The organism is Cupriavidus sp. 05L411, from assembly GCF_056398045.1.
Genome location: NZ_JBFTOQ010000002.1, coordinates 238,867 through 265,099, shown reverse-complemented (window position 1 = coordinate 265,099; position 26,233 = coordinate 238,867). Strand labels below are relative to the sequence as shown.

Here is a 26,233-nt window from a genome sequence, read left to right as displayed (position 1 = left end):
CGCGGCCGCTGGCGTGAATGTTGCGTCGCAGCGCAGAGCGTTTCCCTCAGCGAAAGGAGCTTGTCATGGCCGAGTCCCTCAGCAAGTCCACCGCTTCCGCCGGCGATGCCGCCACGGATGCCTCTCCCACGAAGTTCTCCCACGTGCGCCCGCAAGACACTGCCTTCGTCGACCAGGGTTTGCGCGATTTCTTCCTGTATCGCGACCTGGGCATTGCCGAGGCCACCGGCGGCAAGCTGCTGGTGCAACTGGTCAAGGCCAACCAGCCGCCCGAGCAAGGCACCGGCTGGCACCGGCACGAGGCGCAGTTCCATGTGGTGCTGATGCTCAAGGGCTGGGCGCGCTTCATGTACGAGGACAAGGAGACGCTGGTGGCGGCTGGCGATTGCGTGCACCAGCGCCCCGGCATCACGCATTTTCTGTTCGACTACTCGCCGGACATGGAGTACCTGGAGATCGTGGGGCCGGCGGATTTTGGCACCGTCGATGTCGAAGGCCCATGGGCGGTGCCGGCGGTGACGCCGTGGCCGGCAGACCAAAGCGCCGCCTAGGCGCCTGGCTACCTGGCCGCGCCGCGCGGCCTTGTGCGTTCAACCCTCACGCGTTCATATGGACGGCGTTGCGCACTAGCGGATAGACCTGCGAATCCCAGCGCTTGCCATTGAAGACGCCGTAGTGCCCCACGCCGGTTTGCACGTGGTGCATGCGCATATAGGGCCGCAGGCTGCCGCACAGTTCCTGCGCGGCCATGGTCTGCCCGATGGCGCAGATATCATCGCGCTCGCCCTCCACCGTGAGCAGCGCCGTGCGGTGGATCGCGTGCGGGTTCACGCGGCGCCCGCCCACGTCCAGCAGGCCCTGCGCCAGCAGGAATTCCTGGAACACCATGCTCACGGTTTCGAGATAGAACTCCGCGCTCAGGTCCATGGTGGCGAAGTATTCCTCGTAGAACACCTGGATCGCATCCGCGCGATCATGCTGGCCGCTGGCACGCAGATCGTAGAGGTCGCGGAAAGCCTGCTGGTGGCGCTCGCTGTTCATGCTCATGAAGGCGATCAGCTGCATGAAGCCGGGGTAGACGCGGCGCATTGCGCCGGCAAAGCGAAACGGCACGTAACTGGTGAGCGAGCGCTCGAACCATTCGATGGGCTGGCTGGTGGCAAGCTCATTGACCTTGGTCGGGTTGATGCGCGCGTCGATGGGGCCGGCCATCAGGATCAGGCTCGGCGGCTGCGCCGGATCGCTATCTTCCGCCATCAACGCCACGGCGGCGAGCGCCGCCACGGTGGGCTGGCACACCGCCATCAGGTGCGTGCCGCCGCCCAGCACGCGCAGGAAATCGATCAAGTGGTAGACGTACTCGTCAAAGCCAAAGCGGCCGTGCGCCAGCGAGATGTCGCGTGGGTTGTGCCAGTCGGTGATGTAGACATCGTGATCGCGCAGCATGGTCTGCACGGTGCCGCGCAGCARCGTGGCAAAGTGGCCCGACATCGGCGCCACCAGCAGCACGCGCGGSTGGCCRGAGACGCCGTGCTTGCGAAAGCGCAGCAGCGAGCAGAAAGGCGTGCTCGCGGTCACTTCCTCTGTAACCTGCACCGGCGTGCCGTTCACCATGACGCTGTCGATGGCGAACGGCGGGCGATGGTGCGTCAGGCGGCTCAGTGCGAAGACCTCGCAGGCCGCGCGCGTGGCAAGCATCGGCTCGCATCCTGCCAGGCGCGGATTTTCTGCAAGCGTGTTCGACACCATGTCGGCCAGGCTGCAGGCGGGCTGCATGAGATCCGCATAAGTCTGGTACACCTGATACAGCATGGCTCGCCCCTTTTATGCGTTGACCTCATCAGCCGCAATATGCGTGCCACGGCGAATCGCGTTGGCATGCGGCTTGCGGGCCTGCCCGTATGGCGGAACGGGGTGACCTGTTCTGGTTCGTATGCGGCGCAAGCGCCGCGCGCGAACGACGCGCGCGGATCTTTGCCAGTACATCTGCCTCATGCTGGTGCTGCGCGGCGCACCGTGCCGGTGCCGCCGTGGCCGCAGGATTTTTAGCCGCGAAACGGCGCGCCTGATGCAGGCTTTTTTCGGCTGTGGCGCAGGCCTCTGCGCCACATCAAGGCAAGAGCAAGGTAAGCGCAATCAGAAACTATGTCCCCGCCATGATGCAGTACAAATTCATAGTAGAAGCAGCGAGCACAAAGCACACAACGCATAGCGCGACACTGCAGCGAGAGACACGGGCGCACCGTCTGCTGGCACACAGACGACGGGGTTCGCCCGCCGTGCAACGGCTTTTCCAGGTGGCAAGGAGGCGGGATGGCAAGGACGACACTCACCATCAGCAGTAAAACGTATTCATCGTGGTCTCTGCGCGGCTGGCTGCTGGTGCGCTTCGCGGGACTGGAATTCGAGGAGGTGCTGGTGCCCCCCGATGACGCCGCGGCGCGCGCGGAAATCCTGCTGCTGTCGCCCTCGATTCTCGTTCCCCGCCTGCTGCACCAGGGCGTGACCGTGTGGGACACGCTGGCTATCGCCGAGTATCTCAACGAGGTCCGCCCGAAGGCCGGTCTGCTGCCCGATGACCGTGCCGCACGCGCGCATTGCCGCGCCATCTGCGGCGAGATGCATTCGGGTTTTGCTGCCATGCGTGCGGCGTTGCCCATGAACTTGAAGGGGCACTTTCCTGGTTTCAAGGTGTGGTCGCGCGCGCAGGCCGATATCGACCGCATCGCACAGATCTGGACCGAGTGCCTGACGCAATACGGCGGCCCCTATCTATTCGGCGAAACGCGCACCATGGCCGATGCGATGTACGCGCCGGTGGTGACGCGCTTCGTGACCTACGGCGTGATGCTGGATCCGGCGCCGGTTGAATACTGCAAGCAGATCCTGGCCATGCCGGAGCTGCAGGAATGGATCGCCGCGGCGAAGAAGGAACCCGACGAAATCAGCGAACTCGAAGTGGAGTTCTGACCGTCCTGCCAGGAAAAAGAAGAGAAATAAGAGGGCGCATCGCGGCGTTCAAGGCTGCGGTGCGCCCTTTCTCCTTTCACGCCGCTGCGGACTCGCTGGCGCGCGCCGCGATAAATCGCTCGGCGTAGGCGAAATACCAGTCCAGCGTTTCCGGGTTGGCCATGGCGTCGCGGTTGGCGATCTTGTCGGGCGCATGGCCCAGCAGCAGTTTCTTGATGGGCACCTCCATCTTCTTGCCCGACAGCGTGCGCGGCACGCCGGGCACCTGCAGGATCTCGTTGGGCACATGGCGTGAGGACAGCGCGCTGCGGATGCGTGCGCGCATGGTGTCGCGCAATGCATCGTCTAGGACCATGCCCTCGCGCAGCACCACGAACAGCGGCATATACGAGTCGCGCCCCAGGTATTCGAGGTCCACCACCATGCTGTCGAGCACTTCCGGCAGGTCCTCCACCACGCGGTACAGCTCGCTGGTGCCCATGCGGATGCCGTGCCGGTTGATGGTCGCGTCCGAGCGGCCGTAGATGATGGCGCCGCCGTGCGCGGTGATCTTGATCCAGTCGCCGTGGCGCCACACGCCGGGATAGGTATCGAAGTAGCTGTCGCGGTAACGCTGCCCGTTCGTGTCGCCCCATAGGAACAGCGGCATCGACGGCATCGGCGCCGTGCAGACCAGTTCGCCCACCTCACCCACCAGCGCATTGCCTGCTTCGTCGAAGGCTTCGACTTTGGCGCCCAGGCAGCGGCATTGCATCTCGCCCGAGTAGACCGGCAGGATCGGGCAGCCTGCCACGAACGAGCCGGCGAAGTCGGTGCCGCCGCTCATCGGCGCAAGCCAGATGTCCGCGCCCACGTGGCGGTAGATCCAGTCATAGGCCTCGGCTGGCAGCGGCGAGCCGGTCGAGCCGAGCGCGCGCAGCCGGGAAAGGTCGGCCACGCGCGCGGGCTCGATCCCGGCCTTCATGCCGGCCGTGAAGAACGCCGCGCCCGCGCCAAAGGCGGTGACGCGCGCGGCATCCACGAAGCGCCACAGCACGCCGGCGTCGGGCCAGGCTGGATTGCCGTCGTAGAGCGCGATGGTGCTGCCTAGCAGCAGCCCCGCGATCTGCGCGTTCCACATGATCCAGCCGCTGCTGCTGTACCAGTGGAAGACGTCGTCCGGCCCAAGGTTGTTGTGAAACGCCATCAGCTTGAGCTGCTCGATGACGATGCCGCCGTGGCCGTGCACGATGGGCTTGGGCATGCCGGTGGTGCCCGAGGAGTAGACGATCCACAGCGGGTGGTCGAATGGCACGGATTCAATCGCCAGCGGTACGCGATGCGCCAGCACCGCCTGCCAGGCGTGGTGGCGCACGTTGGCGGGAAGCGGGATGGCGTTGGGGGCGGCATGCGCATCGGTGTGCTCGCCCGGCACCAGTACCAGGTCGGTGAGCGAGGGCAGGGCGGCGGCCAGGTCGGCCAGCACCGGCGCCCGATCGTAGGCCTTGCCGCCATAACGGTAGCCATCGACGGCGATCAGCACCTTGGGCTCGATCTGGCGGAAACGGTCGCTTACCGCCACCTGGCCCATGTCCGGCGCGCAGCCCGACCAGATTGCGCCAAGGCTGGCGGTGGCCAGGAAGGCGACGACCGTGGCGGGGATGTTCGGCAGGTAGCCCGCCACGCGATCGCCGCGCGCCACGCCCATGCCGCGCAAGGCATGGGCCAGCGAGGCAACCTGCTGCTCCAGCACATCCCAGCTCAGGTCGGTGACCGCGATGGATTCACCGGCGTAGCGGATGGCCGTGCGCTGGCGCGCGGCGCCGCTGCCGGCATGGCGGAACACTTGTTGCACGTAGTTCAGGCTGGCGCCTTCGAACCAGCGCGCGCCGGGCATCTGCGCGCTGCCGAGCACGCGCTCGGCAGGGGTATCGAAGCGCAGGTCGAAATAGGCGCGGATGGCGTCCCAGAAGGCTTCCAGGTCGGTTACCGACCATTGCCACAGTGCGCCGTAGTCGGCAAAGGCGAGGCCGCGCTCGCTCTCCAGCCAGCGCATGAAGTGCGCAATGCGGCTGCCGTCGCGGAACGCCTGCGACGGCGTCCATCTCAGTTGCCCTTCTTCAAGGGTAGTCATGTCTCCTCCTCGGGTCCGTCTCGCGCGGACGTGCGGATGGGTTGCGATGCGGTTTTGGTGTGATCTTACATGCTGGCCGCCATCACGCTTTGGCGCGGGCCTCGAACAAGGCGTCCCACATGCCGTCTACCCGGGCTTTGACCGCGGCATCCATCTGGATCGGACGGCCCCATTCGCGGGTGGTCTCGCCGGGCCATTTGTCGGTGGCATCGATGCCCATCTTCGAGCCCAGCCCCGACACCGGCGAGGCAAAGTCGAGGTAGTCGATCGGCGTGTTTTCCACCAGCACGGTGTCGCGCGCGGGATCGACGCGGGTGGTGATGGCCCAGATCACTTCCTTCCAGTCGCGCACGTCGACATCGTCGTCCACTACCACGATGAACTTCGTATACATGAACTGGCGCAGGAAGCTCCAGACGCCGAACATCACGCGCTTGGCGTGGCCGGCGTACTGCTTCTTCATGCGCACCACGGCCATGCGGTAGCTGCAGCCCTCCGGCGGCAGGTAGAAGTCGGTGATCTCCGGGAACTGCTTTTGCAGCAGCGGCACGAACACTTCATTGAGCGCCACGCCAAGCACCGCAGGTTCATCGGGCGGCTTGCCGGTATAGGTGGAGTGGTAGATCGGATCGCGCCGCATGGTGATGCGGTCGATGGTGAAGACGGGGAACCAGTCCTGCTCGTTGTAATAGCCGGTGTGGTCGCCGTACGGGCCTTCCAGCGCATGCTGGTAGCCGGACGGGTGATCCGGGTCGGGCTGGATGTGGCCTTCCAGCACGATCTCGGCCGAGGCCGGCACGCTCAGCTCGGACAGCGTCGGCGTGATGCAGCCGGCTAGCGCGGTGCGGCTGCCGCGTAGCAGGCCCGCGAACTGGTACTCCGACAAGGTGTCGGGCACCGGGGTAACGGCGCCGAGGATGGTGGCGGGGTCCGCGCCCAGCGCCACCGCGATCGGGAACGGCTTGCCGGGGTTGGCCAGCGCATGCTCGCGGAAATCCAGCGCGCCGCCGCGATGCGCCAGCCAGCGCATGATGACCTGGTTGCGGCTGATCACCTGCTGGCGGTAGATGCCAAGGTTCTGGCGCTTCTTGTGCGGACCCTTGGTGATCACCAGGCCCCAGGTGATCAGCGGCGCCGCGTCTTCCGGCCAGCACGTCTGGATCGGCAGGCGCGCCAGGTCCACGTCGTTGCCTTCCCACACCACCTCTTGGCAGGCTGGGCTGTTGACGCGCTTGGGCGCCATGTCCCACACCGATTTAACGAGGGTGAACAGCTTGCCGGCTTCGCGCAAGCCGCGGGGTGGCTCGGGCTCCTTGAGCGCCGACAGAACGCGGCCGATGTCGCGCAGGTCGGCCAGGCTTTCGGCACCCATGCCGAGGGCTACCCTGCGTGTCGTGCCGAACAGATTGGCCAGTACGGGCACGCTATAAGTCTGACCATGGCGATGGGGATCGCTCGGGTTTTCGAACATGACTGCCGGTCCGCCCGCTCTCAACAGCCGGTCGCAAATCTCGGTCATTTCGAGGTTGGGCGACACCGGCGCACCGATCCGTTTCAGTTCGCCAAGGCCTTCCAGTTGGCCCAGGAAATCGCGCAAGTCGTTGTATTTCATGATTTATTCGATTGAGGCACAGGCACGTTAGCGCACCTGCCCACGCAAGTTGTGTGATGCAATAATCACATGGATGTGATGGGGCACAAAAAAATCGTCCCAATTTGCATGTCCAAATTGTAAATTTTTTGACTCTGCCGCGGTCGGCAAGGATGGCCTCCATGCTTTGCCAGTACTGAGTTTCAACCAATGGCGGGGGCACGGAAGTGCATCAAAGACCCTTGTTACATATAACCAAAAGCTTTGTTTATTTAAAACGTTATTCTTGACGATGTATAAAAGGGTTCCTACAATCCGGTTCTGCTCGTTGGAGTGTTGCGGTGCAGCACATTTTCTTCCGCCCTGTCAAGGGGATTAGTGGGGAATTATCCATATCTGATCATGTGAGCGGATGCGTCTGAGCAGGACGGATTCGATCGATCGCCCCGGCCATGGCCGGGTGCTTTGAGTAGTTCGCGGCAGGGCAGGCTCCCCCAAGAGCCTACCCTGTTTCTCGTTGGGCGCATGGGGAGCGCCCACCAACAGGTGCTGGACGTCTTTGCTGGGCGGCGCGGCATCCTTACTTGAATACGCGGTCAACGGGCGTGCGGCGCAGCAGCGTGGCACGAAGCGGACAGCGGATGGAGGTAAGTATGAGTGGTTGGAAAACCCTTCATCTTCCCGGAGTCGGACGGGCATTGCAGGTCCGTTTCAGACACCCGGTACCCGGAGTGAGTCGGGCATTGCAGGTCCGCCTTGCGCATCCGGTCGCTGGCCGTGCTTTACGCAGCGGCCGCGCATCATTGAAATATGCCCTGAACAGTCTCGGGGTTGTATCTGTAGTCGCCGCGGTATCGCTATCTGTCAGCCAGGAATGGCGTACGGCCCTGGCCGGTGCGCTGGCTGGCGAGGAAGCGCCTGCGGTATTGATGGAAGCGGCGGTGCCAGCCTCCACGGCCGATGTGGCCGCGGCCAAGCTGGGCCTGACGCTGGCGCAGTCCAAGCCGGCAGGATTGCCGACCGTGTCCGGTACGGACGACTGGGGCCAGCAGCCCGCCGGCAAGGTGCCCTCCGTGGCTCACCTGGCCGCGCAGATCCCGGCACAGCGCGTGGCGCTGGATGCACGTAACCCGGCCACGCTGGGCAGCGCGCGTGAGCAGGCCGTGGTGGCTGAGTACATCGCGCGCAAGTATCGCGTGGCGGCGCAGGCCACCGCGCAACTGGTGAAGGCCGCATACCTGACGGGGCGCGAGGTCGGCATCGATCCGCTGCTGATCTTGGGCGTGATCGCGATCGAGTCCAGCTTCAATCCGTACGCGGAGAGCGGCGTGGGCGCGCAGGGCCTGATGCAGGTGATGACCAAGGTCCATCAGGACAAGTACGAGGCCGTGGGCGGCGTGGCAGCCGCGCTGAACCCGTACGCCAACATCAAGATCGGTGCGCTGGTGCTCAAGGACTGCATCGCCCGCGCCGGTTCGCTGGAAGGCGGCCTGAAGTATTACGTGGGTGCGGCGACCACCAACACCGATGGTGGATATGGCGCCAAGGTGCTGGCAGAGCGTGCCCGCCTGCGCCAACTGCCTGGCGTGCGCAGCGTCGCGGCTGAGCCGGTGTCGGCCAAGCCGGAAGTGACGGCGGATGCCAAGGCACAGGCCGAGCATCGTCACGGCACGGCCGGCGACAAGCTGGAAGCGGCAGGCAACGTCCCGAAAAGCGCCTGATCGCGGGATCCTCGTATCTCGGGCAGCGCAGAAAAAAAGCACCCTCCGGGGTGCTTTTTTTTCGTTGCCTGACGGCTCTGGCTGGCGTTCAGGCGAAGAACTTGCCCAGGCGCGCCATGGCTTCCTCGATGTTTTCCATCGAGGTTGCGTAGGAGATCCGGATGTAGTCGCTCGCCGTGTATGGACCGAAGTCCTGGCCCGGCACCAGCACCACGCCGGCATCGTGCAGCATGGCCTGGGTCAAGGCATCGGCATCGCCGGCGGACGGGTGGTTGACGCCACGGCAGTCCGCATACACATAGAAGGCGCCATCCGGCTTGACCGGCACCCGCAGGCCCAGCGACTCCAGCGCCGGCACGATGGCATCGCGGCGACGGTGGAATTCCGCCTTGCGCGCGTCGTAGATCGCCAGCGCCTCGGGGGAGAAGCAGGCCAGCGCGGCGTGCTGGGCGACGGCTGACGCGCAGATGAACAGGTTCTGCGCCACTTTCTCGAAGGCGCCTACCAGTTCGTCCGGGACCACGAGCCAGCCCAGGCGCCAGCCGGTCATATTGAAGTACTTGGAGAAGCTGTTGACGGTGATCACGTCGTCGTCGAGGCTCAGCGCCGATACCGGCGGTGCATCGTACGACAGCCCCTGGTAGATCTCGTCGACGATGGCAAAGCCCTGGCGGGCCCGCACGGCCTTCAGGATGCGCGCCAGTTCGTCCGGCAGGATCGAGGTGCCGGTGGGGTTGGAGGGCGACGCCAGCAGCACGCCGCGGGTCTGCTCGCCCCAATGTGTCTCCACCTGCTCCGCCGTGAGCTGGAAGCGCTGGGCCGGGCCGCTCGGGATCAGCTTCGCGCGGCCGTCGAAGGCGGCAACAAAATGCCGGTTGCAGGGGTAGCTGGGGTCAGGCATCAGCACCTCCGCGCCAATCTCCACCAGCACGGCGCAGGCCAGCAGCAACGCGGCCGAGGCGCCGGCGGTCACCACCACGCGGCGCGCAGGGATGTCGATCCCGTACATGGTCTTGTAATAGCCGGCGATGGCCTCGCGCAGCGGCGCGATGCCCAGCGCGCTGGTGTACTGGGTAACGCCGCGGCGCATGGCGGCCTCGGCGGCCCGCACCACGGGTTCGGCGGCGGTGAAATCGGGCTCGCCGATCCCCATGTGGATGATGTGGCGCCCGGCACGCTCGAGTTCGGCGGCCTGCTTGGCCAGCTCCATCACGTGGAAGGCATCGATATTGGCAAGACGGGAGGCAGTGGCGAGGCGCTGCAGATCCATGGCGGGATAGGCTTGGTGGGCCTGATAGGCGGGTTGATCGGGGTTACGCTGCAGTTAAGCTGCAGTTAGGTGGATGTTGGCTGCGGTAGAAGTAAAAACACCCGCCGGAGCGGGTGTCGGTACGGCAAGCATGGCACCGTGAACGGCGCCGGCTGCCGTTGTTCAGCGTCGGGCGGCCAGTTCCGGCGCGCGCACCTTGGCGGCCAGCTTGTCCAGCACGCCATTGACGTACTTGTAGCCTTCGACGCCGCCGAAGGTCTTGGTCAGTTCCACGGCTTCGTTGATGACAACCTTGTACGGGATGTCCACGCAGTGGATCAGCTCGTAGCTGCCGATCAGCAGGGCCGCGCGCTCGACCGGCGACAACTCGCTCACCGGGCGGTCCAGGAACGGCTCGAAGGCACCCGTCAGCCGGGTTTCTTCGCGGATCGCGCCATTGAGCAGTGCATCGAAGTGCTCGCGGTCAGCCTTGTTGAAGCCTTGGGCGTCATGCAGGTGGGCCTGGATCGCATCGGTATCGTTGCGGTTCAGCAGCCACTGGTACAGGCCCTGCAGCGCGAGTTCGCGCGAGCGGCGGCGCGCACTTTTGGGCGCTGCCTTGGGCTCGGCCTTGGCGACGGGCTTCGCGCCGGCGTCGTCCGCCGGCTTGCCGGCTGGGTTGCTGCTCTCGGGCGCGTCACTCATCGTCGTCCTCGTCTTCATCCGCTTCCTGGCTGCGCAGCGAATCCAGCGCGGAGACCAGGTTGGCCATTTCCACCGCGGCGCGGGCGCAATCGCGGCCCTTCTCGCGGGTACGGGCATGGGCCTGGGCGTCGGTGTCGACGGTCAGGATGCCGTTGGCGATGGGCACATTGAAGTCCAGCCCGACGCGGCTGATGCCGGCGCCCGATTCATTCGACACCAGCTCGAAGTGATAGGTCTCGCCGCGCACGACCGCGCCCAGCGCGACCAGCGCATCGAACTGGCCGCTTTCGGCCATTTTTTGCAATGCCAGCGGGATTTCGAGCGCGCCCGGCACGGTCACCACCAGGGTGTCCTCGCCTTCGATGCCCAGCTTTTCCAGTTCGGCGACGCAGGCTTCGAGCAGTTCGGCACAAACCGGTTCGTTGAAGCGCGCTTGCACGATGCCGATGCGCAGGCCTTCACCTTCGAGGTTGCTGGGGTAGAAACCGTGATCCATCTTATCTTCTCCTGGGTTCGGGGTGGCGGCCCGCGATAGGCTCGCGGCCGCCGTGTATCCGGTAGTTCAGTTAGCCTGGCCGCCGCTCATGGGCTGGTAGCCAGTCACTTCAAGGTCATAGCCGGTCATGCTCGGCATTTTCAGTGGGGATGCCAGCACGCGCATCTTGCCCACGCCGAGATCCTTGAGGATCTGGGCGCCGGTACCGTAGGTGCGCAGGTCCGGCTTTACGCGCGGGCGGTTTTGCGGCGCGTCGAGCGCCGAGAACTGCGTGAACAGCTGTTCAGCCGTGTCGCCGCAGTTCAGCAGCACCATCACGCCATGCTCGGACTGCGCAATGGCCTCGAGCGCGGCGGGCACGCTCCAGGAGTGCGTGGTACGCGACACTTCCAGCAGGTCCAGCGTGGAAAGCGGCTCGTGCACGCGCACCAGCGTTTCGCGATCAGCCTGGGGATTGCCCTTGACCAGCGCCAGGTGGGCGCGGCCGCTCGGCTTGTCGCGATAGATGATGCTGTGGAACGTGCCATATGGCGTTTGCATGGTGCGCTCGCCGGCGCGCTCGATGATGCTCTCGGTGCGGCTGCGGTAGTGGATCAGGTCGGCAATGGTGCCGATCTTGATGTCATGCTCTTGCGCGAACTCGATCAGGTCCGGCAGGCGCGCCATGGTGCCGTCGTCCTTCATGATCTCGCAGATCACCGCAGCCGGCGTCAGGCCGGCCAGGGCGCCCAGGTCGCACCCGGCCTCGGTATGGCCGGCGCGGATCAGCACACCACCGGGCTGGGCCGTCAACGGGAAGATATGGCCGGGCTGGACCAGATCGGCGGCACGGGCATCCTTGGCTACCGCGGCTTGCACGGTACGGGCCCGGTCGGCCGCCGAGATGCCCGTCGTGACGCCTTCGGCTGCCTCGATCGACACCGTGAAGTTGGTGCCGTGCACCGTGCCGTTGCGGCTCACCATGGGTTGCAGCTCGAGCTGGCGGCAGCGTTCGGCGGTCAACGTCAGGCAGATGAGGCCCCGGCCGTACTTGGCCATGAAGTTGATCGCCTCCGGTGTGACGAAATCGGCAGCCAGGACCAAATCCCCCTCGTTCTCGCGGTCTTCCTCGTCAACCAGGATGACCATGCGGCCGGCACGGATTTCGGCAATGATTTCTTCTGTACGGGCGATTGTCATAGCTTGCAGGCTGGGAAGCTGGCTGAAGTTTGGGCTGGAATTCTGGCTGAATTTCGGGCGGGATGGCTTGCTGGCCGGCTGCCGCTTCGGGGTATACAGGCTGGCCGCGGCAGCGGTCTGGCCCAATATTGTACGTCAACCAGGCGCCGCAGGGCGCGCGGCGCCAGCGGGGCCAATGCAGATGGCCCTCCGTAGGGCGGCGGACGGCGGAAAGTCAGGTGGCCTTGGCAGGCCGCCTGGGTGCCGAAAAGACGCGTGTCAGGCGGGTTTTGGCGCGCTCAACATGCGTTCCACGTATCGCGCGATCAGGTCGATCTCCAGGTTCACGCGCGTGCCGGGCTTCAGGTCCTGCAGCGTGGTGACCTCGATCGTGTGGGGGATCAGGTTGATCGAGAACGTGCAGCCGTCTTCATCGTCGATGACCTTGTTGACCGTCAGCGACACGCCGTTGACCACCACCGACCCCTTGTAGGCCAGATAGCGTCCCAGCTCGCGCGGGGCGCGCACGCGCAGTTCATGCGACTCGCCCACCGGCGCGAAGTGGGTGACTTCGCCAAGCCCGTCGACATGGCCCGAGACCAGGTGGCCGCCGAGGCGGTCGGCCAGGGTCAGCGCCTTCTCCAGGTTGACCCGGCCGGGCTTGTCCAGGCCAGCGGTCTTGTCGAGCGATTCGCGGGAGACGTCGACGTCGAAGGCGTCGCCGTCCAGCGCGATGACCGTCATGCAGGCACCCTGGATGGCGATGCTGTCGCCAAGGATGACATCGGACAGGTCCAGCCCGTTGGCACGGATGCGCAGGCGCACACCGGCATCGGCTGCGGCTTCGCTGGCGCCCAGCGGGGATACGGTTTCGATGCGGCCGACGGCCGCGACAATGCCAGTGAACATGATCGATGCTTGATGCAATGGGAAAACACGCATGCTAGCAGGTGCGCAGCGGATTCGTTTTGCGCGCGGCCTGCCGTCAGGCGATCAGACGTGATCGGCGCGGCGCGCAATCAGGCGCAGGTCTTCGCCGATCATGCGCACGTCGTGCCAGCGGAAGGCCGCGGCGTCCTGCAGCCGCGCCAGGGGCGGCAACTGGAACATGCCTTGCGCGTCGCCCAGCAGCTTGGGCGCGAGGTAGATCAGCAACTCGTCTGCGCAATGCTCGCGGATCAGCGATCCGTTGAGCTTGAAGCCGGCTTCCACGTGCAGCTCGTTGATGCCGCGCCGGCCGAGTTCTTCCAGCATGTGGCGCAATTCCACCTTGCCGTGGGGATTGGGCAGCACCACCACTTCCGCGCCGCGGGCTTCCAGGGCGCGACGGCGCGCGGTATCGTCAAAGGCGCAGAACACCAGCACGGGCTTGGCAAAGTCGCCGGTGTCCGGCGTCAGCAGGCGCGCGTCCAGGGGAAGTTCCAGCCGGGAATCCACCACCACGCGCTGAGGCTGGCGCGGCGTGTCCACGGCACGCACATTGAGCTGCGGGTTGTCGTCGCGCACGGTGCCGATACCAGTCAGGATAGCGCTGGCGCGCGCACGCCAGGCGTGGCCGTCGTCGCGCGCCGCCTGGCCGGTAATCCACTGGCTGCTGCCGTCGTGCAGCGCGGTGCCGCCGTCGAGCGAGGCGGCCACCTTGACACGCACCCAGGGCAGGCCACGCGTCATTCGGTTGACAAAGCCGATGTTGAGTTCGCGTGCTTCTTTTTCGAGCAGGCCGCAGCGTACGTCCACGCCGGCTTCGCGCAGCCGCTGCAAGCCACGGCCCGAAACCGTCGGGTTCGGGTCCTCCATGGCGGCCACCACGCGCGCAATGCCGGCGCGCACCAGCGCGTCCGCGCAAGGCGGTGTCCGGCCAAAATGGCTGCAGGGCTCGAGCGTGACAAAGGCCGTGGCGCCCTTGGGATCGTTCCCGCGCGCCGCGGCATCCTTGAGTGCCTGGATCTCGGCGTGATCCTGCCCGGCGGGTTGGGTGAAGCCCTGGCCGATGATCTTGCCGTCCTTGGACAATACGCAGCCAACGCGCGGATTGGGCGTGGTGGTGTACATGCCACGCTCGGCGAGCGCGAGAGCCTGTGCCATGGCTGCGTGGTCGGTATCGGAGAACATGAGGCCTGGTGCTTCCTGCCGCGCGGGCGGTGAGTTGGATATGGTTACAGTCATCAGGTGTCAGGGCGGCTCGGACTGTGCGAGGCCGTCGCAATCGGCATCCTGCCCCGGCGTGCACAAGCGGACGCGGCCGTGGGCGCCGAGCCTTAGCTGCCGCTGTTCGCCCCGGCAGGTCACGGTGAAGGTGGCGGCGAGAAACCCGCCTTGCTCTGAGCGAGAGTATCCCACAGCTGTCATGCGCAGCGTATTGCTGCCTTGCGCGGTCGAGCGCAGGGCGATGCGCAGGCAGGCGTCGCGCAGTTCGACGACAGCAAGCAAGCCAGCATTGTCCTGGCCCGGCTCGTCCCCCGGCTCCAGTGCCAGCCTCCAGCCGTGGTCCAGCGACGAAGCGCCCGGCAAGGGCGTCAGTACCACGTCGGAGCGCCGCGCTACGGCGGCCGAGCGCGCCACTGCCAGCGAGCCGGCCAGGCGGTCTGCCGCCAGCATCACCTGCTGGCGCGCCTGCAAGCGCTGCCAGGACGGGAAAGCCAGCGCCGCCAGGATGGCCAGCACAGCCACGCAGGTGAGGAGTTCGGCAAGCGTTGCGCCGCGACGCGAATTCCGGTGCCAATTCCGGTGCCAGAGCCGACGCACGACCGCCTCAGCACGCCTGGGGCAGCGGCACCGGCTCCGCGGCAAAGGCGGGCTGGGCAAGCCACTCGCCGGTGCTGCGCAGAATCAGCGTGCCGCATGACGCATCCGGCGTCTGCGGCACGGCGCGCAGCTCCACGCAATGCGCGAGCCCGCTGCCCGGGCAGGCACTGGCATTGATCCAATGACGCGGGCGCGCTGCCTGGGCGGGCACCGACTGCGGCCACTTGCCGGCTGCCGTCGCGSCGCCCGGCTGGGCGGCGAAGGTCATGGTGGCGAGCGCGTGGCGCTCCAGGTCCAGCATCAATCCGATCAGTGCGCTGCGCGCCTCGGCACGCCTGCCGCGTTCCATATGCTGGTGCCAGGCAGGCATCACCATTGCCATAAGGATTGTGGAGACAGTCAGCGTGATCAGCAACTCGAGCAGGGTGAAGCCGGTTGGGCGGTGACAAGGTGTCATGCAGGGAGCTCCGGGAAGCGGTGGCGCGGTTGGCGGTGGATTGGTCTGGAAGGCGTATCCAAGTCTCACGGCGACCCGGAGCGGATCAGCTCGCGCCAGCTGAGGCGGCCGGTGCGGCGGCTGGCGACGGTGCGGTTGAGTGGCACGGCGCTTCCTTCCTCCAGCGACCAGAGCGTGAGGGTCACGTCCTCATGCGACGTGACGCCCGGTTGCGGCGCAAGTTTTGACGGTAGTGCCGCGCGGTCGAGAACGACGGTCGCCTTGGCGCTGGTCCCGAACCCGGTTGCTACGTGAGTGAGAGGCCCGCCAGCCTGCGCGCTGGCAGTGGATTCGCCGCTCAGCGCGTGGATCAGGTACGCGCGCTGGCGCGCGTCGGGCGTTCGGGTGACAAAGCCGAGGTAGCCCGGGTCGGCGGGGAGAAGCCGTTCCAGGCGCTCGCCGGGATTGGGAAGAGGCAAGTACCAGCCAGCGGTGGATACTGGTCGGCCTTGAATATCTGGCGTGTGAGCCTGCCGGCGCAGCACCACGCCGCCTCCTTGAGGCTGGGCCACAATGCGTGCGCCGCTGTGACTAGGGCTACCTGCGTCTGCGAGGGCCGTGCTGTCGAATACCGCGCTGACATGGGTACCGTTTCCGTAGACCACCAGGTGGCCGCCGGCGGCGCTGATCAGGGCGGGGGGCACGATTGCGCGCGACGATGGCGTTGGGTTGTCCATCCGGTAAATGCACTCGACGCGCCGGCCGCTATCGCGCCATGGCATTGCGCCGCGCAAATCGAAACGCCAGAGCCCGCCGGCGGCATCCACCGCATACGCCGCCAGGGCCACGCCGGAAGTATCTGGCAGGATGCTCGCGGCAAGCAGCGCGGGGTTGGGTCCGGCGCTCCCGCAACCGCCGGCCGGCAGGAGCAGCCGCCGTATCGCGTGACGCCCTTGCCACGGTGCGTGCGAGGGTTTGTCCAGGGGCAGCATGGCGATGCCGGCTTGCTGCCTGGGCGGATCGCGATGCGGCCCACCTTGCTGGGCTTGGCGACCGTGCGAGGCGCCCAGCGTCACCATGGCGTACCAGCGCGGGCCTTCATGCGAGGAGAGCGCCAATGTGCGGACGGGGCCCGATGGGGCCAGCGGCAGCGTGTCGGAAGCCTTGACCTCCCAGAGCGGCCCTACTGGTGGCTGCGCCGTTGCATTCGTGATGTCGAGGGCGAAAAGACCTGCCTGTGGATCGGCTGCGTTTGCCGGAAGGCCACACAGCAGCACGGTGCGCCAGCGGCCGGGTTCGAGCGAGACGTCGGCTGCCTCGGGGTGGGGGCAGGGCGTGGGGCCCTGTTTTCGCATTGGGCGCGGCTGGTAAGCGAGTACTTCGTCGCCGGACGTCGCATTGAACGCGCGCAGCCTGCCATCACGCATGCCCAGCCAGACCAGCGCAGCGCGCGCGCCGTGCTCAACGACGAACGCCGCGTGGCCCGGCCAGCCAGGTATCCACTTGGGCGGCGGTACCAGGAAAGGTGGCGTGCTTCCCACGCCCTGTGCCGTGCAAGAAAACAGCAATCCGGCGGCGAGCGCAATCAGCGAGTTGTGGTACCGGGAGGAGTGCGTCATGGCTGGAACTCGCTCTGTAGCAAGCTGCGTACCGTCGCGTCGCGCCCCAACCCTAGCGCAGTAATGCGAAAACGCAGCCGTTGTCCCGTGCCCGGCGTGTAGTCGGATCCCAGCCATTCGCCAGGAGGGCGCTCGTGCATCAACTCGGCAACGTACCGCGGCATGGCGCTCGCCCCAACCGCACCGGGTGGCAAGGCCGGCAGGGTAACGCCGCTGAAGGTGCCCATCGCGATGCCGGTGGTCTCATCCGGCCGGCGCGCATCGAGCCAATTCAGCCATGGCGGCGGCATGCCCGGGGCGGGCCGGCAGAGTCCCCGCTGCGCGCCGGCGCCGCATTGGCCCGGCGGCGGCCACGCAGCAAGGCGGCTATCCACGCCGGACGCGCCGTTGCTGAGCGCCGCCATCAACTCCGCTTCCGCGTCGAGCAGCGCCGTCTCCGCCGCGCGAAAGGCGATCTCCTGTTCGAGCTGGTAAGTGGCCACTTGCCTGCTGGCGAGCAGAAATTGAAGGCCAGCCAGGGTTGTGGCGGCCACAAGCAGAAGCATCGTGGCCGTCAGCAGGAGCGTGGTGCTCCCTGCGGCCCGGTTACCGCGCCGCAGGCAAGGCGCAACCGTGGCGCTCAGCATAGTGTCTGCCTGCAGGGCCAGGTATTGCGCAGGCGCACGGATGCCGAGAACACTCGTCGTATCAAGGCAGGCCGATCATGCGGCGAGAAGAAGAGGTCGTCGGCATGGAGGCCTGCGCCGGCATGCGCGCCCGGTGGGAACAAGGTGAGCACGGCCGGCGCTGCCGCCAGCGCCAGTGGGCGCTCACCGCGCAGCACCAGTGCCACCTGCACCACCAGTACCTCGCGCCAGGCCGCGTCGCCCCTGGCGCGCAGTTCCTCGGCGCGCAGGAACGCGTCGGCCTTGCCATCGCCATCGGTATCGATGCCGTATCGCAACTGCATGGCCTCCACGCCACGCACCAGGGCGCCCGAAGTCCAGCTTCCCTCCAGCACCCGCCCCTCGCGCCGGCTGGCATAGCGGCACAACAGTTGCGGTTCGCCATCCGAGCCGGTGGCGATATAGATCAGGCTCTCCCCCGCATAAGCGCGGGCTGCGCCACCAGCCGATCCGCCGACGCTCACCGCCGGCAACGCATACCCGCTGCAATCGATCATGGTCTGGTCCGGCAGCGTCGGATCCTGCACGCGCCCGCTGCCGCTGAATCGCACCAGCAGCACATCGCTGCCATTGAAGCCACGGCGAGTGCAGGTAGGCAGCGCGGCAATGCCCGGCTGGCCGCAATCGTCCCGCCCTGACAGCGCCGGTGGCGCGTTGGCTGGCAACGCCGCGCCGACCGGCTGCCAACCGCTATGCCGGACCAGGTGGGAGAGGATCGCGAGCGCCCGCTGGCCGCGCTCTTCCAGCAGCACGAGATCGACGGCGGTGCGGTAAGCGACCTGGACGGCATGGAACGCCGACACAGCCAGCGCGCCGACCAGCAGGCCGAGCGCCAGGCCAACCATCAGTTCGATCAAGGAGAACCCTTGTGCCCGACGAGCCCTCATGGCCGGATCCAGAGAGCAACGGCACGCAGCGCGGCCGCATCCTGCACGCCGCCGATAGATCTCGACGAGGCCAAGGACAGCGGCCCGACGACCGCCAGCCTTGATCCCGGCAAGCACCCGCTGTCCTCCGCCGAAGCAAGCGACTGGCACAGTTGGAGCTCATTCGGGCTAATGCCGCGTGCCTGAAGGGGCGACAGCGCGAGGCCCGGATCCTCCAACTCCGCTAGTTCGGCGGCGGCACGTGTAGCATGGCCGAGGGCCTCATAGCCGCGCAGTGTGCCTAGTGCGAACGGCGCCAGCGCAGCAAGCGGCAGCAGGCCGACGCCGAGGACAGCGAGGGCGGTGAGGGATTCGATGAGGATGAAGCCGCGAGGCGGGGAGGGGAGACCCCGCCTTGCGGATGATGGGTGAGGTGGTCGTCCGGTTCCCAGCGGCATGGCAATCTCGCATCAAAGACGGGATGCCAGAAGATAACCAGGATGGCGCGCTGCAAGTGTTCCGAATTGTAGAGTTTGACTGAGGAGAATTCTCAAAAGGGCCAGGGGGCAACTTCTTGACCTTCACTTCGACCTCGACCTCGACCTCGAAACCGCTAACCCTTTTTCTGCGTGATCTGGTGATTCACCAGCACTGCGACTGTGTACCCGTGCCGCTGGCCGTCTTGGTATTTTGGTAGTCGACGGACAGGACCCCGCACAGCGCGTCCTGTCCGACCGGCGTCGCGTTGATGGTATAGCTCACCGCGATGCCATTGACGCCAGGGACAACCGCAATGGTGTAGGCGCTACTCGCGGCGTTATCTCCGGAGAAAGCACTCGCACCCAGGGCAGTGAGATCCTGCGTGTAGGTATTGTTCACCGTGTAGTAGCGCTCGAGCGCGCCCTGCGTCTTCAGCAGAGCGGCCTTGCCTTCGGTTCGCTTCGCACGCAGTACGTACTGCGTGTAGTTCGGGATGGCGATCGCTGTCAGGATTCCGACGATGGCCACAACGGCCATCATCTCCATCAGCGTAAAGCCCCGAGCGGGTGTTCGCGCCACACATACTGTTTTCATGGCGATATTCCTCATGATCTTGATGCTACATGGCGAAGTCAATGCAGGATCTCCCGCCAGGACAGTCGCCCCGTCTGGCTCGATGCGCTCTCTCCTACGGTCTCCTGGTTGCCAGTGGTGCCGGTCATGAACTTGCATTCCTTGCTCGTGCCGCACTTTGTGACCGTGGGCGCTGGCGTAATGCCGACGGTGGATTTCCGTCCGCCGACCGGGACGTTGCCATTGGCGCCGTCATTGAGGAAATCGGCTGAAGAGAAGGTGCGATCATTGTTCACGTCGAATGGCGTGACCGTCAGGCGTCCGCCGGATAGCGACGCGAGTTCCATCAACCAGCTGGTCCCCCCGCTATCACAGGAGTTTGCTGAAGGGATCAGTGTCGTGAAGATGATGCGGTCTCCGCGCGCCAGCGGGCTGTAGACCACCCGCTCGCCCTGGATGCCGGAAGCTGGCGACACCAGGTCGAGATACCAGCCTTGCTTGCCGTTGGCGGCATAGAGGACCTGGTTCTGGCTCACCATACGATAGGTGTAGCCGTTGGCATCGACTTCCCGGTTGATGGTCTGCGCTACCAGTGAACTGCGGGCAACCGTGCTCAAAGTGGGTAAGTTCTGATCCCAGATGCCGTAGAAAGTTTGCGTCGACATATTCGCGGGGTCAGTCGTGTCTACATAGCGGCCCGTGCCGAACAGCACGACATAGCCGCCCGCGGGGTTGCGCGTGACATCCACGGACGATGTGATCGGCTGCCGGGCACCGCTGGCATCGGTAGCGATGAACAGCGGCGTGTTCGCGGTTTGCAGGCCCCAGGCAGAAGCCGCGGTGCTCTTCATGTTGAACTTCCATAAGTTGCCAAGCAGATCACCGGCGTAGATGAAGTCGGTAGTGCCATCGCCGTCGACGTCAGCGGGGAACGGTTGCGAAAGCCCGTTCGGCGTGGAGACCGAACCGGCGCCCGTGGCCAGCTTCAGATAGTCGGTGCCCAGCACCCAGCTTTTCGAGCCTGCGGGCCTGTCAAGAAACACGACGTACAAGTACGCTTTGCCTGCGGCACTGTTGTAGCCATTGCCGAAGATCGCTGCCCACTTGCCGTTCGCCATCTTGATGATCGAAGGCTGCCCGAAGGTATAGCCCAGGTCCGCATCGACGTTGTTGGTGAACTCCCACAGGACGGTCGAGGCGGCCGTGCCCTCGCTGATGCTCTCCGGGTTGGTCACATCCAATGCGTAGATGCCTGCGCCGCCACCGCCAAGCCCGCCCAACAGCACGGTCTTCCAGCTGCCATTGACCTTGGCATCCGTCACTGCAGGCGTGCCGTCGACATAGTAAGCGTGCGTGTAGGCAAGGTCGCTGAGCCCGGGCAGATTGGCGTATAGCGCGGAAGGCACGTAGGCAAACAACTCCGTACCGGCGTCGCTGCCGCTCGTGATCGGATTCGCGGAGAACGCATGCAGCATGCCGTCGTTGGCGCCGACATATAGCATGGGCTTGCGGCTTTTCTTGCCCAGGACGAAGGTGGCATAGTCGGCGTCCGCATAGCCCGCATTGGGGCGGCCAACATACTGTGGGCTGGAATTGACGATGTCGCCAAGGACCGAGTTGGGCCGGACCCGGAATTTGCCGGTTGCAGTCCCTTCATTGCTCTGGTCGCCGCGAATCCAGTTCAGGCGTGCACTTCCTAGTGTGTCGCTGCGATTAAGCGTGCTCTGATAGCTTGCCGGCAGGTTGCCCCAGCGGAACGGAATTCCGGCATTTGCCGATGACGTGCCATCGTACGTGAGGATGTTGCGGGCGGTTGCGTTGACCGTCTTCATTTTTGCGCCCGCATCCCACAGGGCAGGATTGTTGACGACGCCGTTGGTGTCGACAGCGTATGCGAGCAATTGACCGGACCAGTCAGTGCCATTGAAGCGAGCCTGGTAGATCGTCGATCCGGTCGTGAGCGACGAGGAACTGGTTGCCACCGATGCCGCCGAGGAAGTCTGCAGGATCGACAGGAACGCGCGCTCCAGCGCGCTGCTGAGCGCTCCTGGGTTGGTGGCGTAGAAATAGTTGTCCGGCAAGCCGTCGGAACCGCCGCTGCCATCGGACAAGCGTACATCCCATTCGGAGACCTGGTCGGGTGTGCCCGAACCGTTCAGGTCTTTGAAGCCGCCCCATTTTGCTGCGTAGTAGAGCGGATCCATGAACTGCGAAGCCACCGACCCGCTGGCCGTGTAGCTGACGGTGGTCTGGGGATCGCCGAAGTTACACAGATTGCAGCCGCCTGATGTGTTGATGGGCGCGCTCGAAGGCGTGACGGTGACAGGAGCCGGGTCGGTGTACTTGAAGTTGTAGATGCCCGAATGGAAGTGTGGGCCGTCCTTGGTTGTGCCGGAGATGACATAGCCGAAGCCCTGGCCGTTCGCTGACGAGCCGGAGACCACCTGGGTCGATACCTGGACTGTATTGCCCGTCACCGTATAGCTGAGGATGCCCCAGACATCCTGGTCATAATCTCCGCCGGCGACGGAATCTTCCCAGTTTACGTAGAACTTGCCGCTCGTGGCCGTCTGCGAAATGACCTTGAAGTCCACCAGTGTTCCGGTGCTGGCGTCCGCAGTTACCGAGTTGGGCGACTGCGGGTGCAACTGGTACGCTGGCATGATGGTGACGGTTTTGCTGCCTACGTTCACGTTGATCTTGGGCGTATTGGTGGCCAGCTGGACGGCGTAGGTCGTGACCTTGAGGGAGGTGGTGTCGGCGGTTGGCACGCCCAGCGTTGCCGCCTGGCTGGTGGAGCGAATCCGGTTCATGTGCGCGTAGAGCGCAGCACCTGCGATCTGGAACGTCCCCTTCTGTGAAGGACCTTCGGGGCAAATGCCAAGTACGTCGCTCAGCTTGGAGATTGTCTTGCCGGAACACAGGTTGTCGATCAGGCCACCGTTGACCCCACCCATGAACCAGCTACCGCCATTGATGCTCTCTCCGGCGCCGACTTTATCGGTCCAAGTGCTGTTGGCATCGGCTGTGTTCAGATCCGTGAAGCCAGCAAGCTGATCGTTGTCGTACGAAGAGACGCTTGAGTTGAACACCAGCGTGTTCAACGGCGTGCAGTAGGGTGCCTTGTTCGCGTTGGTGGAGGGCAAGTCCATTGGATTCGCCCATGTGGGCGTGGTCAGACTCAGCGCCGCATCCTTGCTGTTGCTGCCTTTCGGCGCAAAGCTGGAATTCGCGGTCTTTCCGGCGAAATAGCGCAAGGACTCCAGGTAGATCTCGGAGATCGGATTGCCCCAGGTGGAGCAGTTGCCTTCGTTAGCTGGCTGGTTTTGCGACGAGGAACCGTTGTTGGGTACGATGGAGGTCTGCTGATAGTTGCAACTGTCAGCATTGACGTAGCTCCCGTCGCTGTAGCTGTAGCCGTAAGGCCGCAGCTTATTGACATTCCAGACGATACCTTTCACAGGAGAGTTCGCCGCGTAGGTGAAGGTGCCGTTCGTCGGATCGACCTCCTGGGAGAAATTCACTACGTTCTGGCGCAGCACGCCACCCGAGATGTTCTTGTCATAGGTGCCGGTCATGAGCCCGAACAGCATCTGGCCGCTTTCACCGTATTTCTGGAGCAAGCCGAAGGGCTTGTAGGAAGACGAGCCGTACTGCTTGCAGTTCTCGGTGCCGAGCAGGCCCGGCACGCAGACCTGCACGCGTGCATTGAAGGTGCCGCTGCTTTCGCCGGTGCCGAGGGCGCGGGCCGCTTTCACTGGATTCTCTGCCGAGGCATTGATGCCGGAAAGGGCTGCCCGGTTGCCGTTGGATGAGCCGGTTACGCTCGTGCCGTTGATTTTGGTCAGGAAGGAGCTTTGCGTATTATTTTGCTCCTCCGACCAATTGCATTGCCATTTCTCGCTGGCGCCCCAAGTGGCGTAATTGCCGGAGACAGCCCGCAGTTGCGGCGCCTGGGTATTGCTCTGGGAGTTGACGTTGCTTGAATCCTTAGGGGTCACGTTGCAGATGGTGAGCCCGCCTCGGGTCAGATTGGTCACCGCCCAACTGTTGTAGCTGTTTGCGGCGCCGCCGGGCTTGGAAACCCCATCTGGATAAACCGCAAGGCTGATGGTCTTGTTGCTGCTGGTATCCACACTCATGACCCAGCCCGTCAGGGTCGTGTTGGCCGGTGCCGGTGAGTTGGCGGCCATGACAATCTGGTCGCCGATGCTGATGTTCGCGACCGAGCTGAGTTTGATGCCCGTGATGACATTGGCCGCGACGGTGACCGTGGTGCTCGACGTCAGCGTGGGCCCGGCCGCTTCCACCGTCAGCGGAACCAGTTTGCTGACATCGGAGCCGTTGTAGAACTTGGCCCATGCGTGCGCGTCCATCGGCAGGAAGGCACGTTCCAGCACGGTGGTGGTCGCGGTATCTGTGGAGCGGAAGCCGCCGTACAAGATCTTGCGCACTTCGTCAATGCGGCTCATGCTCGCCCAGTTCAGGAAGTTGCCGCTCCAGGCGGAGCCGTTGCAGTACTTGTCGGTAGTGACGGCTGACGGCACGAAGGCATGCTGGGTGCTGCCATCGTAGGTGTAGCACTTGTACGAATCGAAGTAGCCGGCGTAGTCGATGCTGTTGTTATAGGTCGTGTCGAGCACGCCGTCACCATTCAGGTCCGTGTAGTCGTTGTAGGCCTTCTGATGCAGTGTATGGTCCTTGGACAGGTCAATCATCACCATGGGCGGCACATTGCCGCCTGCATAGAGGGGGCGCGTCGCCAAGCTCAGCTGCGTGGCGCATGCCGACGCGACGGCCAGGATGGCGGACACGATGGCCAGCAACAACTGGAGGCCGGTGACGGGGCGGAAGCGGGCTTGCTGGGTCATGGTGCGCTCGACGAATGTTTAGGATGGTTGCGCAGAACGGCTCAGAACCGGACGACTTCCTGCACCATGACCTTGGTGTTCGGATTGGCTCCGTAACCAATGGCGGTCACGCGGAAGACATAGCGGGTGGCGCCGGCGCGCAGGCTGCCGTCGGCGATGTCCGGAAGGGATTCGATGATGTAGCGCGGTTGCTTCGACACATTCCCGGCGGTCAACGCTGCCTGCTGGGTCATTTCGCCGAGCGTGACGGAGTGCGCGTTATCTTCAATGTAGCGTTCCCATACCGGTTGTCCCGAGGTGGCAGGTATGCAAAAGCCCTTGAAGCTGGTGACATCACAGGTGTCCGACGCGCCGGTGCGGCCGCTCAGGGCGCGCGTCACGCTGATATCGGTGCGCGCATCTCGCAAGGCCGCTTCCGCCGCCTGCAGGGCGATATTCTGATCGCGGGAGTTTCGCGCCATGCGTTCGCCGGAAAGGCTGGTCAGGCTGGCTGACAATCCAAGCATCGTCAGGATTACGAGAAACAGGAGCACCACGATCAGTGACATGCCGCGTTGCGTGCGCGCTGGGGCGCCACGGCAGGTCATGGGACGGTCGGGTCGGTTGTTCATCTCTGGCCTAGTTCAAGCGGTTGCGGACTGCGATATAGAACGTGAAATGCTTGCGCAGGCGCCCGTCTGCAGGCAGTTGCACGACGCTGCCTGCATCGCTGGCGGGTGCCACATTGGCGGGCGCATAGGCGGTACCAAAGTGATTCAGTATGGTCGAGACCGGTGTGGGGTTGGTCAGGGTGTCACCGATCAGCACCACCGAAACCACCATCGCCCGGACGTTGGCCATGACGGCGACGCCCGGAGGCACGTAGCGGTTGATCGCCTGGTCGCCATCGGTATCCTCGCCCAGCAGCACCTGAAAGCGCTCCACGCCCGGGAATAGGGGGGTGGTGGTGCCATTCGCGGTGCACTGCAGCCACGGCGTGCCAGATGCATCGTTGGCGATCGAGAACGTCTCCGCCTGCAGCACGATATTGCTGACACCCTTGCCGGTGCAGTCGACGATGGTGCCGTCAGGGTTTGGCGTCGGCACGGACGAGGCGGCGGCCAGTACGTCCGAACCGAAATAACGGAACGTCAACGTGTCGCTTGTGTTGGTGCCAGTGTCGTTGGTCGCATCGATGGTGTTGGCATTGGCAAAGGTGGTGTCTGCCGGGAAGTCGTTGTAGCCGGCCTGGCGCACGTCGCGCTGGAGCAATTGAGCAATCGCGCGCGCGTTCTCCTGGATGCCGGCCAGGTCCGTCTGCGTGCCGTAGGACGCTCGCTGCGACAGGTAGAAGGACGAGATCACGATCAGCAGCAGCATGCTGATGACCAAGCCGACCATCAACTCGACGAGCGTAAAGCCGCGCGTGCGGCGCGCCAGTTTGCGGCTTGCCTTTCTCATGGTACGAACGCCGTGACAAAACGTTGATAGACCGGAGTCTGATAAGGCGGCGCCTTATCTTCCTGCCACCAGATCTTGATCGCGTAGGGGGCCCCGCTTGCGTTGTCGCATTGCGGATTGGCCGGCGTGCCGTCGTCTGGCGTGCTGTCGATGCAGACGGTGCCGAGGCCGCCGGGCAACGCGGCCGCCGCGTCGTCGAGCCAGGCTTTGTAGCTGCTTGCGGCCATCTGCGCTGGCGTGCACCCTGCAGTAGTGAAGCAGGCGACCGTGGTCAGGCCGACAGGCTGATTGTAGGCACCCGCGGTCATCGCGGCTTCATTGCTGCGCAACTGGTCAGCAAGGTTGTAGGCCAGCACGGTCGCGACGTTGCGCATGGAAGCCGTTCGGCCATCGACCAGTGTGCGCAATTGCAGGGAGGCCAGCGCCAGCACGCCAAATGACAGCACCACGATCGTCACCAGGGCTTCGATGAGCGTGAAGCCGGGAGCGGGGCGACGCCGGCTGTGGATGCGTTCTGGATGCGTTATCTTCATGG

22 protein-coding genes are annotated in these 26,233 nt (G+C 64.9%); 3 read left to right on the top strand and 19 right to left on the bottom strand.

Annotated elements, in window-relative coordinates:
- Positions 1–65 precede the first annotated feature (65 nt).
- On the top strand, positions 66–551 hold the full coding sequence (locus tag AC1DQR_RS03470; RefSeq protein WP_477132526.1) for a cupin domain-containing protein: 486 nt from the start codon (positions 66–68) through the stop codon (positions 549–551).
- A 46-nt stretch (positions 552–597) separates the two neighbouring features.
- Here the strand turns inward: AC1DQR_RS03470 and AC1DQR_RS03465 are convergent, their stop codons facing one another.
- Complete coding sequence (locus tag AC1DQR_RS03465) at positions 598–1,812, bottom strand: polyhydroxyalkanoate depolymerase (RefSeq protein WP_477132525.1); 1,215 nt, start codon at positions 1,810–1,812, stop codon at positions 598–600.
- Between the two features lie 501 nt (positions 1,813–2,313).
- Between AC1DQR_RS03465 and AC1DQR_RS03460 the strand changes: the two genes are divergently transcribed.
- The gene (locus AC1DQR_RS03460) at positions 2,314–2,970 is read left to right on the top strand and encodes a glutathione S-transferase family protein (RefSeq protein WP_416049381.1); all 657 of its coding nucleotides are present in this window, start codon (positions 2,314–2,316) and stop codon (positions 2,968–2,970) included.
- Positions 2,971–3,046: 76 nt separating this feature from the next.
- On the opposite strand, the gene AC1DQR_RS03455 is transcribed toward AC1DQR_RS03460, so the two are convergent.
- Positions 3,047–5,083 (bottom strand): acetoacetate--CoA ligase, encoded by a 2,037-nt coding sequence (locus AC1DQR_RS03455; protein WP_416049380.1) that lies wholly within the window; start codon positions 5,081–5,083, stop codon positions 3,047–3,049.
- Positions 5,084–5,165: 82 nt separating this feature from the next.
- Positions 5,166–6,695, bottom strand: a complete 1,530-nt coding sequence (ubiD, locus tag AC1DQR_RS03450) for a 4-hydroxy-3-polyprenylbenzoate decarboxylase (RefSeq protein WP_477132524.1) — start codon at positions 6,693–6,695, stop codon at positions 5,166–5,168.
- Between the two features lie 632 nt (positions 6,696–7,327).
- On the opposite strand from ubiD, the gene AC1DQR_RS03445 reads away from it, so the two are divergent.
- Complete coding sequence (locus AC1DQR_RS03445) at positions 7,328–8,395, top strand: lytic transglycosylase domain-containing protein (protein WP_416049378.1); 1,068 nt, start codon at positions 7,328–7,330, stop codon at positions 8,393–8,395.
- Positions 8,396–8,483: 88 nt separating this feature from the next.
- Here the strand turns inward: AC1DQR_RS03445 and AC1DQR_RS03440 are convergent, their stop codons facing one another.
- From AC1DQR_RS03440 to pilV, 16 genes are all read right to left on the bottom strand, one after another.
- Positions 8,484–9,665, bottom strand: coding sequence for a pyridoxal phosphate-dependent aminotransferase (locus tag AC1DQR_RS03440; RefSeq protein ID WP_477132523.1), 1,182 nt, complete (start codon positions 9,663–9,665; stop codon positions 8,484–8,486).
- A 162-nt stretch (positions 9,666–9,827) separates the two neighbouring features.
- On the bottom strand, positions 9,828–10,349 hold the full coding sequence (nusB, locus tag AC1DQR_RS03435; protein WP_150984095.1) for a transcription antitermination factor NusB: 522 nt from the start codon (positions 10,347–10,349) through the stop codon (positions 9,828–9,830).
- Positions 10,342–10,845 carry a 6,7-dimethyl-8-ribityllumazine synthase gene (gene ribH / locus AC1DQR_RS03430; RefSeq protein ID WP_150984096.1) on the bottom strand — a complete coding sequence of 168 codons (504 nt, stop codon included), beginning with the start codon at positions 10,843–10,845 and terminating at the stop codon, positions 10,342–10,344. The genes nusB and ribH overlap by 8 nt, the downstream gene beginning before the upstream one ends.
- Positions 10,846–10,911: 66 nt before the next feature.
- The gene (gene ribBA / locus AC1DQR_RS03425) at positions 10,912–12,024 is read right to left on the bottom strand and encodes a bifunctional 3,4-dihydroxy-2-butanone-4-phosphate synthase/GTP cyclohydrolase II (RefSeq protein ID WP_043348572.1); all 1,113 of its coding nucleotides are present in this window, start codon (positions 12,022–12,024) and stop codon (positions 10,912–10,914) included.
- Between the two features lie 258 nt (positions 12,025–12,282).
- Positions 12,283–12,912, bottom strand: coding sequence for a riboflavin synthase (locus AC1DQR_RS03420; RefSeq protein ID WP_150984097.1), 630 nt, complete (start codon positions 12,910–12,912; stop codon positions 12,283–12,285).
- 84 nt (positions 12,913–12,996) lie between these two features.
- Positions 12,997–14,115: a bifunctional diaminohydroxyphosphoribosylaminopyrimidine deaminase/5-amino-6-(5-phosphoribosylamino)uracil reductase RibD gene (gene ribD, locus AC1DQR_RS03415; RefSeq protein WP_416049376.1), complete on the bottom strand. Its 1,119-nt coding sequence runs from the start codon at positions 14,113–14,115 to the stop codon at positions 12,997–12,999.
- 60 nt (positions 14,116–14,175) lie between these two features.
- Positions 14,176–14,673, bottom strand: coding sequence for a GspH/FimT family pseudopilin (locus tag AC1DQR_RS03410; RefSeq protein WP_477132522.1), 498 nt, complete (start codon positions 14,671–14,673; stop codon positions 14,176–14,178).
- Between the two features lie 82 nt (positions 14,674–14,755).
- Complete coding sequence (locus tag AC1DQR_RS03405; RefSeq protein WP_477132521.1) at positions 14,756–15,205, bottom strand: type IV pilin protein; 450 nt, start codon at positions 15,203–15,205, stop codon at positions 14,756–14,758.
- Between the two features lie 65 nt (positions 15,206–15,270).
- A complete protein-coding gene (locus AC1DQR_RS03400; protein ID WP_477132520.1) occupies positions 15,271–16,803 on the bottom strand; it encodes a pilus assembly protein in 1,533 nt (510 codons plus the stop codon).
- Positions 16,800–17,285 carry a pilus assembly protein gene (locus AC1DQR_RS03395; protein WP_416049372.1) on the bottom strand — a complete coding sequence of 162 codons (486 nt, stop codon included), beginning with the start codon at positions 17,283–17,285 and terminating at the stop codon, positions 16,800–16,802. Before AC1DQR_RS03395 ends, AC1DQR_RS03400 begins: the two co-directional genes overlap by 4 nt.
- 137 nt (positions 17,286–17,422) lie before the next feature.
- Positions 17,423–18,355: a PilW family protein gene (locus AC1DQR_RS03390; protein WP_477132519.1), complete on the bottom strand. Its 933-nt coding sequence runs from the start codon at positions 18,353–18,355 to the stop codon at positions 17,423–17,425.
- 621 nt (positions 18,356–18,976) lie between these two features.
- Positions 18,977–19,423: a type IV pilin protein gene (locus AC1DQR_RS03385; RefSeq protein ID WP_416049370.1), complete on the bottom strand. Its 447-nt coding sequence runs from the start codon at positions 19,421–19,423 to the stop codon at positions 18,977–18,979.
- A gap of 23 nt (positions 19,424–19,446) precedes the next feature.
- Entirely contained in the window at positions 19,447–24,258 is a 4,812-nt protein-coding gene (locus tag AC1DQR_RS03380; RefSeq protein WP_477132518.1) for a pilus assembly protein, read from the bottom strand.
- A gap of 41 nt (positions 24,259–24,299) precedes the next feature.
- The gene (locus AC1DQR_RS03375) at positions 24,300–24,806 is read right to left on the bottom strand and encodes a pilus assembly PilX family protein (protein WP_416049368.1); all 507 of its coding nucleotides are present in this window, start codon (positions 24,804–24,806) and stop codon (positions 24,300–24,302) included.
- 70 nt (positions 24,807–24,876) lie between these two features.
- The gene (locus AC1DQR_RS03370; protein WP_477132517.1) at positions 24,877–25,698 is read right to left on the bottom strand and encodes a PilW family protein; all 822 of its coding nucleotides are present in this window, start codon (positions 25,696–25,698) and stop codon (positions 24,877–24,879) included.
- Positions 25,695–26,231 carry a type IV pilus modification protein PilV gene (gene pilV, locus AC1DQR_RS03365; protein ID WP_477132516.1) on the bottom strand — a complete coding sequence of 179 codons (537 nt, stop codon included), beginning with the start codon at positions 26,229–26,231 and terminating at the stop codon, positions 25,695–25,697. The genes AC1DQR_RS03370 and pilV overlap by 4 nt, the downstream gene beginning before the upstream one ends.
- Positions 26,232–26,233 lie beyond the last annotated feature (2 nt).

Coding starts and splice junctions, on each gene's coding strand:
- AC1DQR_RS03470 (WP_477132526.1), top strand. CDS start 66: ATGGCCGAGTCCCTCAGCAAGTCCACCGCTTCCGCCGGCGATGCCGCC.
- AC1DQR_RS03460 (WP_416049381.1), top strand. CDS start 2,314: ATGGCAAGGACGACACTCACCATCAGCAGTAAAACGTATTCATCGTGG.
- AC1DQR_RS03455 (WP_416049380.1), bottom strand. CDS start 5,083: ATGACTACCCTTGAAGAAGGGCAACTGAGATGGACGCCGTCGCAGGCG.
- ubiD (WP_477132524.1), bottom strand. CDS start 6,695: ATGAAATACAACGACTTGCGCGATTTCCTGGGCCAACTGGAAGGCCTT.
- AC1DQR_RS03445 (WP_416049378.1), top strand. CDS start 7,328: ATGAGTGGTTGGAAAACCCTTCATCTTCCCGGAGTCGGACGGGCATTG.
- AC1DQR_RS03440 (WP_477132523.1), bottom strand. CDS start 9,665: ATGGATCTGCAGCGCCTCGCCACTGCCTCCCGTCTTGCCAATATCGAT.
- nusB (WP_150984095.1), bottom strand. CDS start 10,349: ATGAGTGACGCGCCCGAGAGCAGCAACCCAGCCGGCAAGCCGGCGGAC.
- ribH (WP_150984096.1), bottom strand. CDS start 10,845: ATGGATCACGGTTTCTACCCCAGCAACCTCGAAGGTGAAGGCCTGCGC.
- ribBA (WP_043348572.1), bottom strand. CDS start 12,024: ATGACAATCGCCCGTACAGAAGAAATCATTGCCGAAATCCGTGCCGGC.
- AC1DQR_RS03420 (WP_150984097.1), bottom strand. CDS start 12,912: ATGTTCACTGGCATTGTCGCGGCCGTCGGCCGCATCGAAACCGTATCC.
- ribD (WP_416049376.1), bottom strand. CDS start 14,115: ATGTTCTCCGATACCGACCACGCAGCCATGGCACAGGCTCTCGCGCTC.
- AC1DQR_RS03400 (WP_477132520.1), bottom strand. CDS start 16,803: ATGACGCACTCCTCCCGGTACCACAACTCGCTGATTGCGCTCGCCGCC.
- AC1DQR_RS03390 (WP_477132519.1), bottom strand. CDS start 18,355: ATGAGGGCTCGTCGGGCACAAGGGTTCTCCTTGATCGAACTGATGGTT.
- AC1DQR_RS03385 (WP_416049370.1), bottom strand. CDS start 19,423: ATGAGGAATATCGCCATGAAAACAGTATGTGTGGCGCGAACACCCGCT.
- AC1DQR_RS03380 (WP_477132518.1), bottom strand. CDS start 24,258: ATGACCCAGCAAGCCCGCTTCCGCCCCGTCACCGGCCTCCAGTTGTTG.
- AC1DQR_RS03375 (WP_416049368.1), bottom strand. CDS start 24,806: ATGTCACTGATCGTGGTGCTCCTGTTTCTCGTAATCCTGACGATGCTT.
- AC1DQR_RS03370 (WP_477132517.1), bottom strand. CDS start 25,698: ATGAGAAAGGCAAGCCGCAAACTGGCGCGCCGCACGCGCGGCTTTACG.
- pilV (WP_477132516.1), bottom strand. CDS start 26,231: ATGAAGATAACGCATCCAGAACGCATCCACAGCCGGCGTCGCCCCGCT.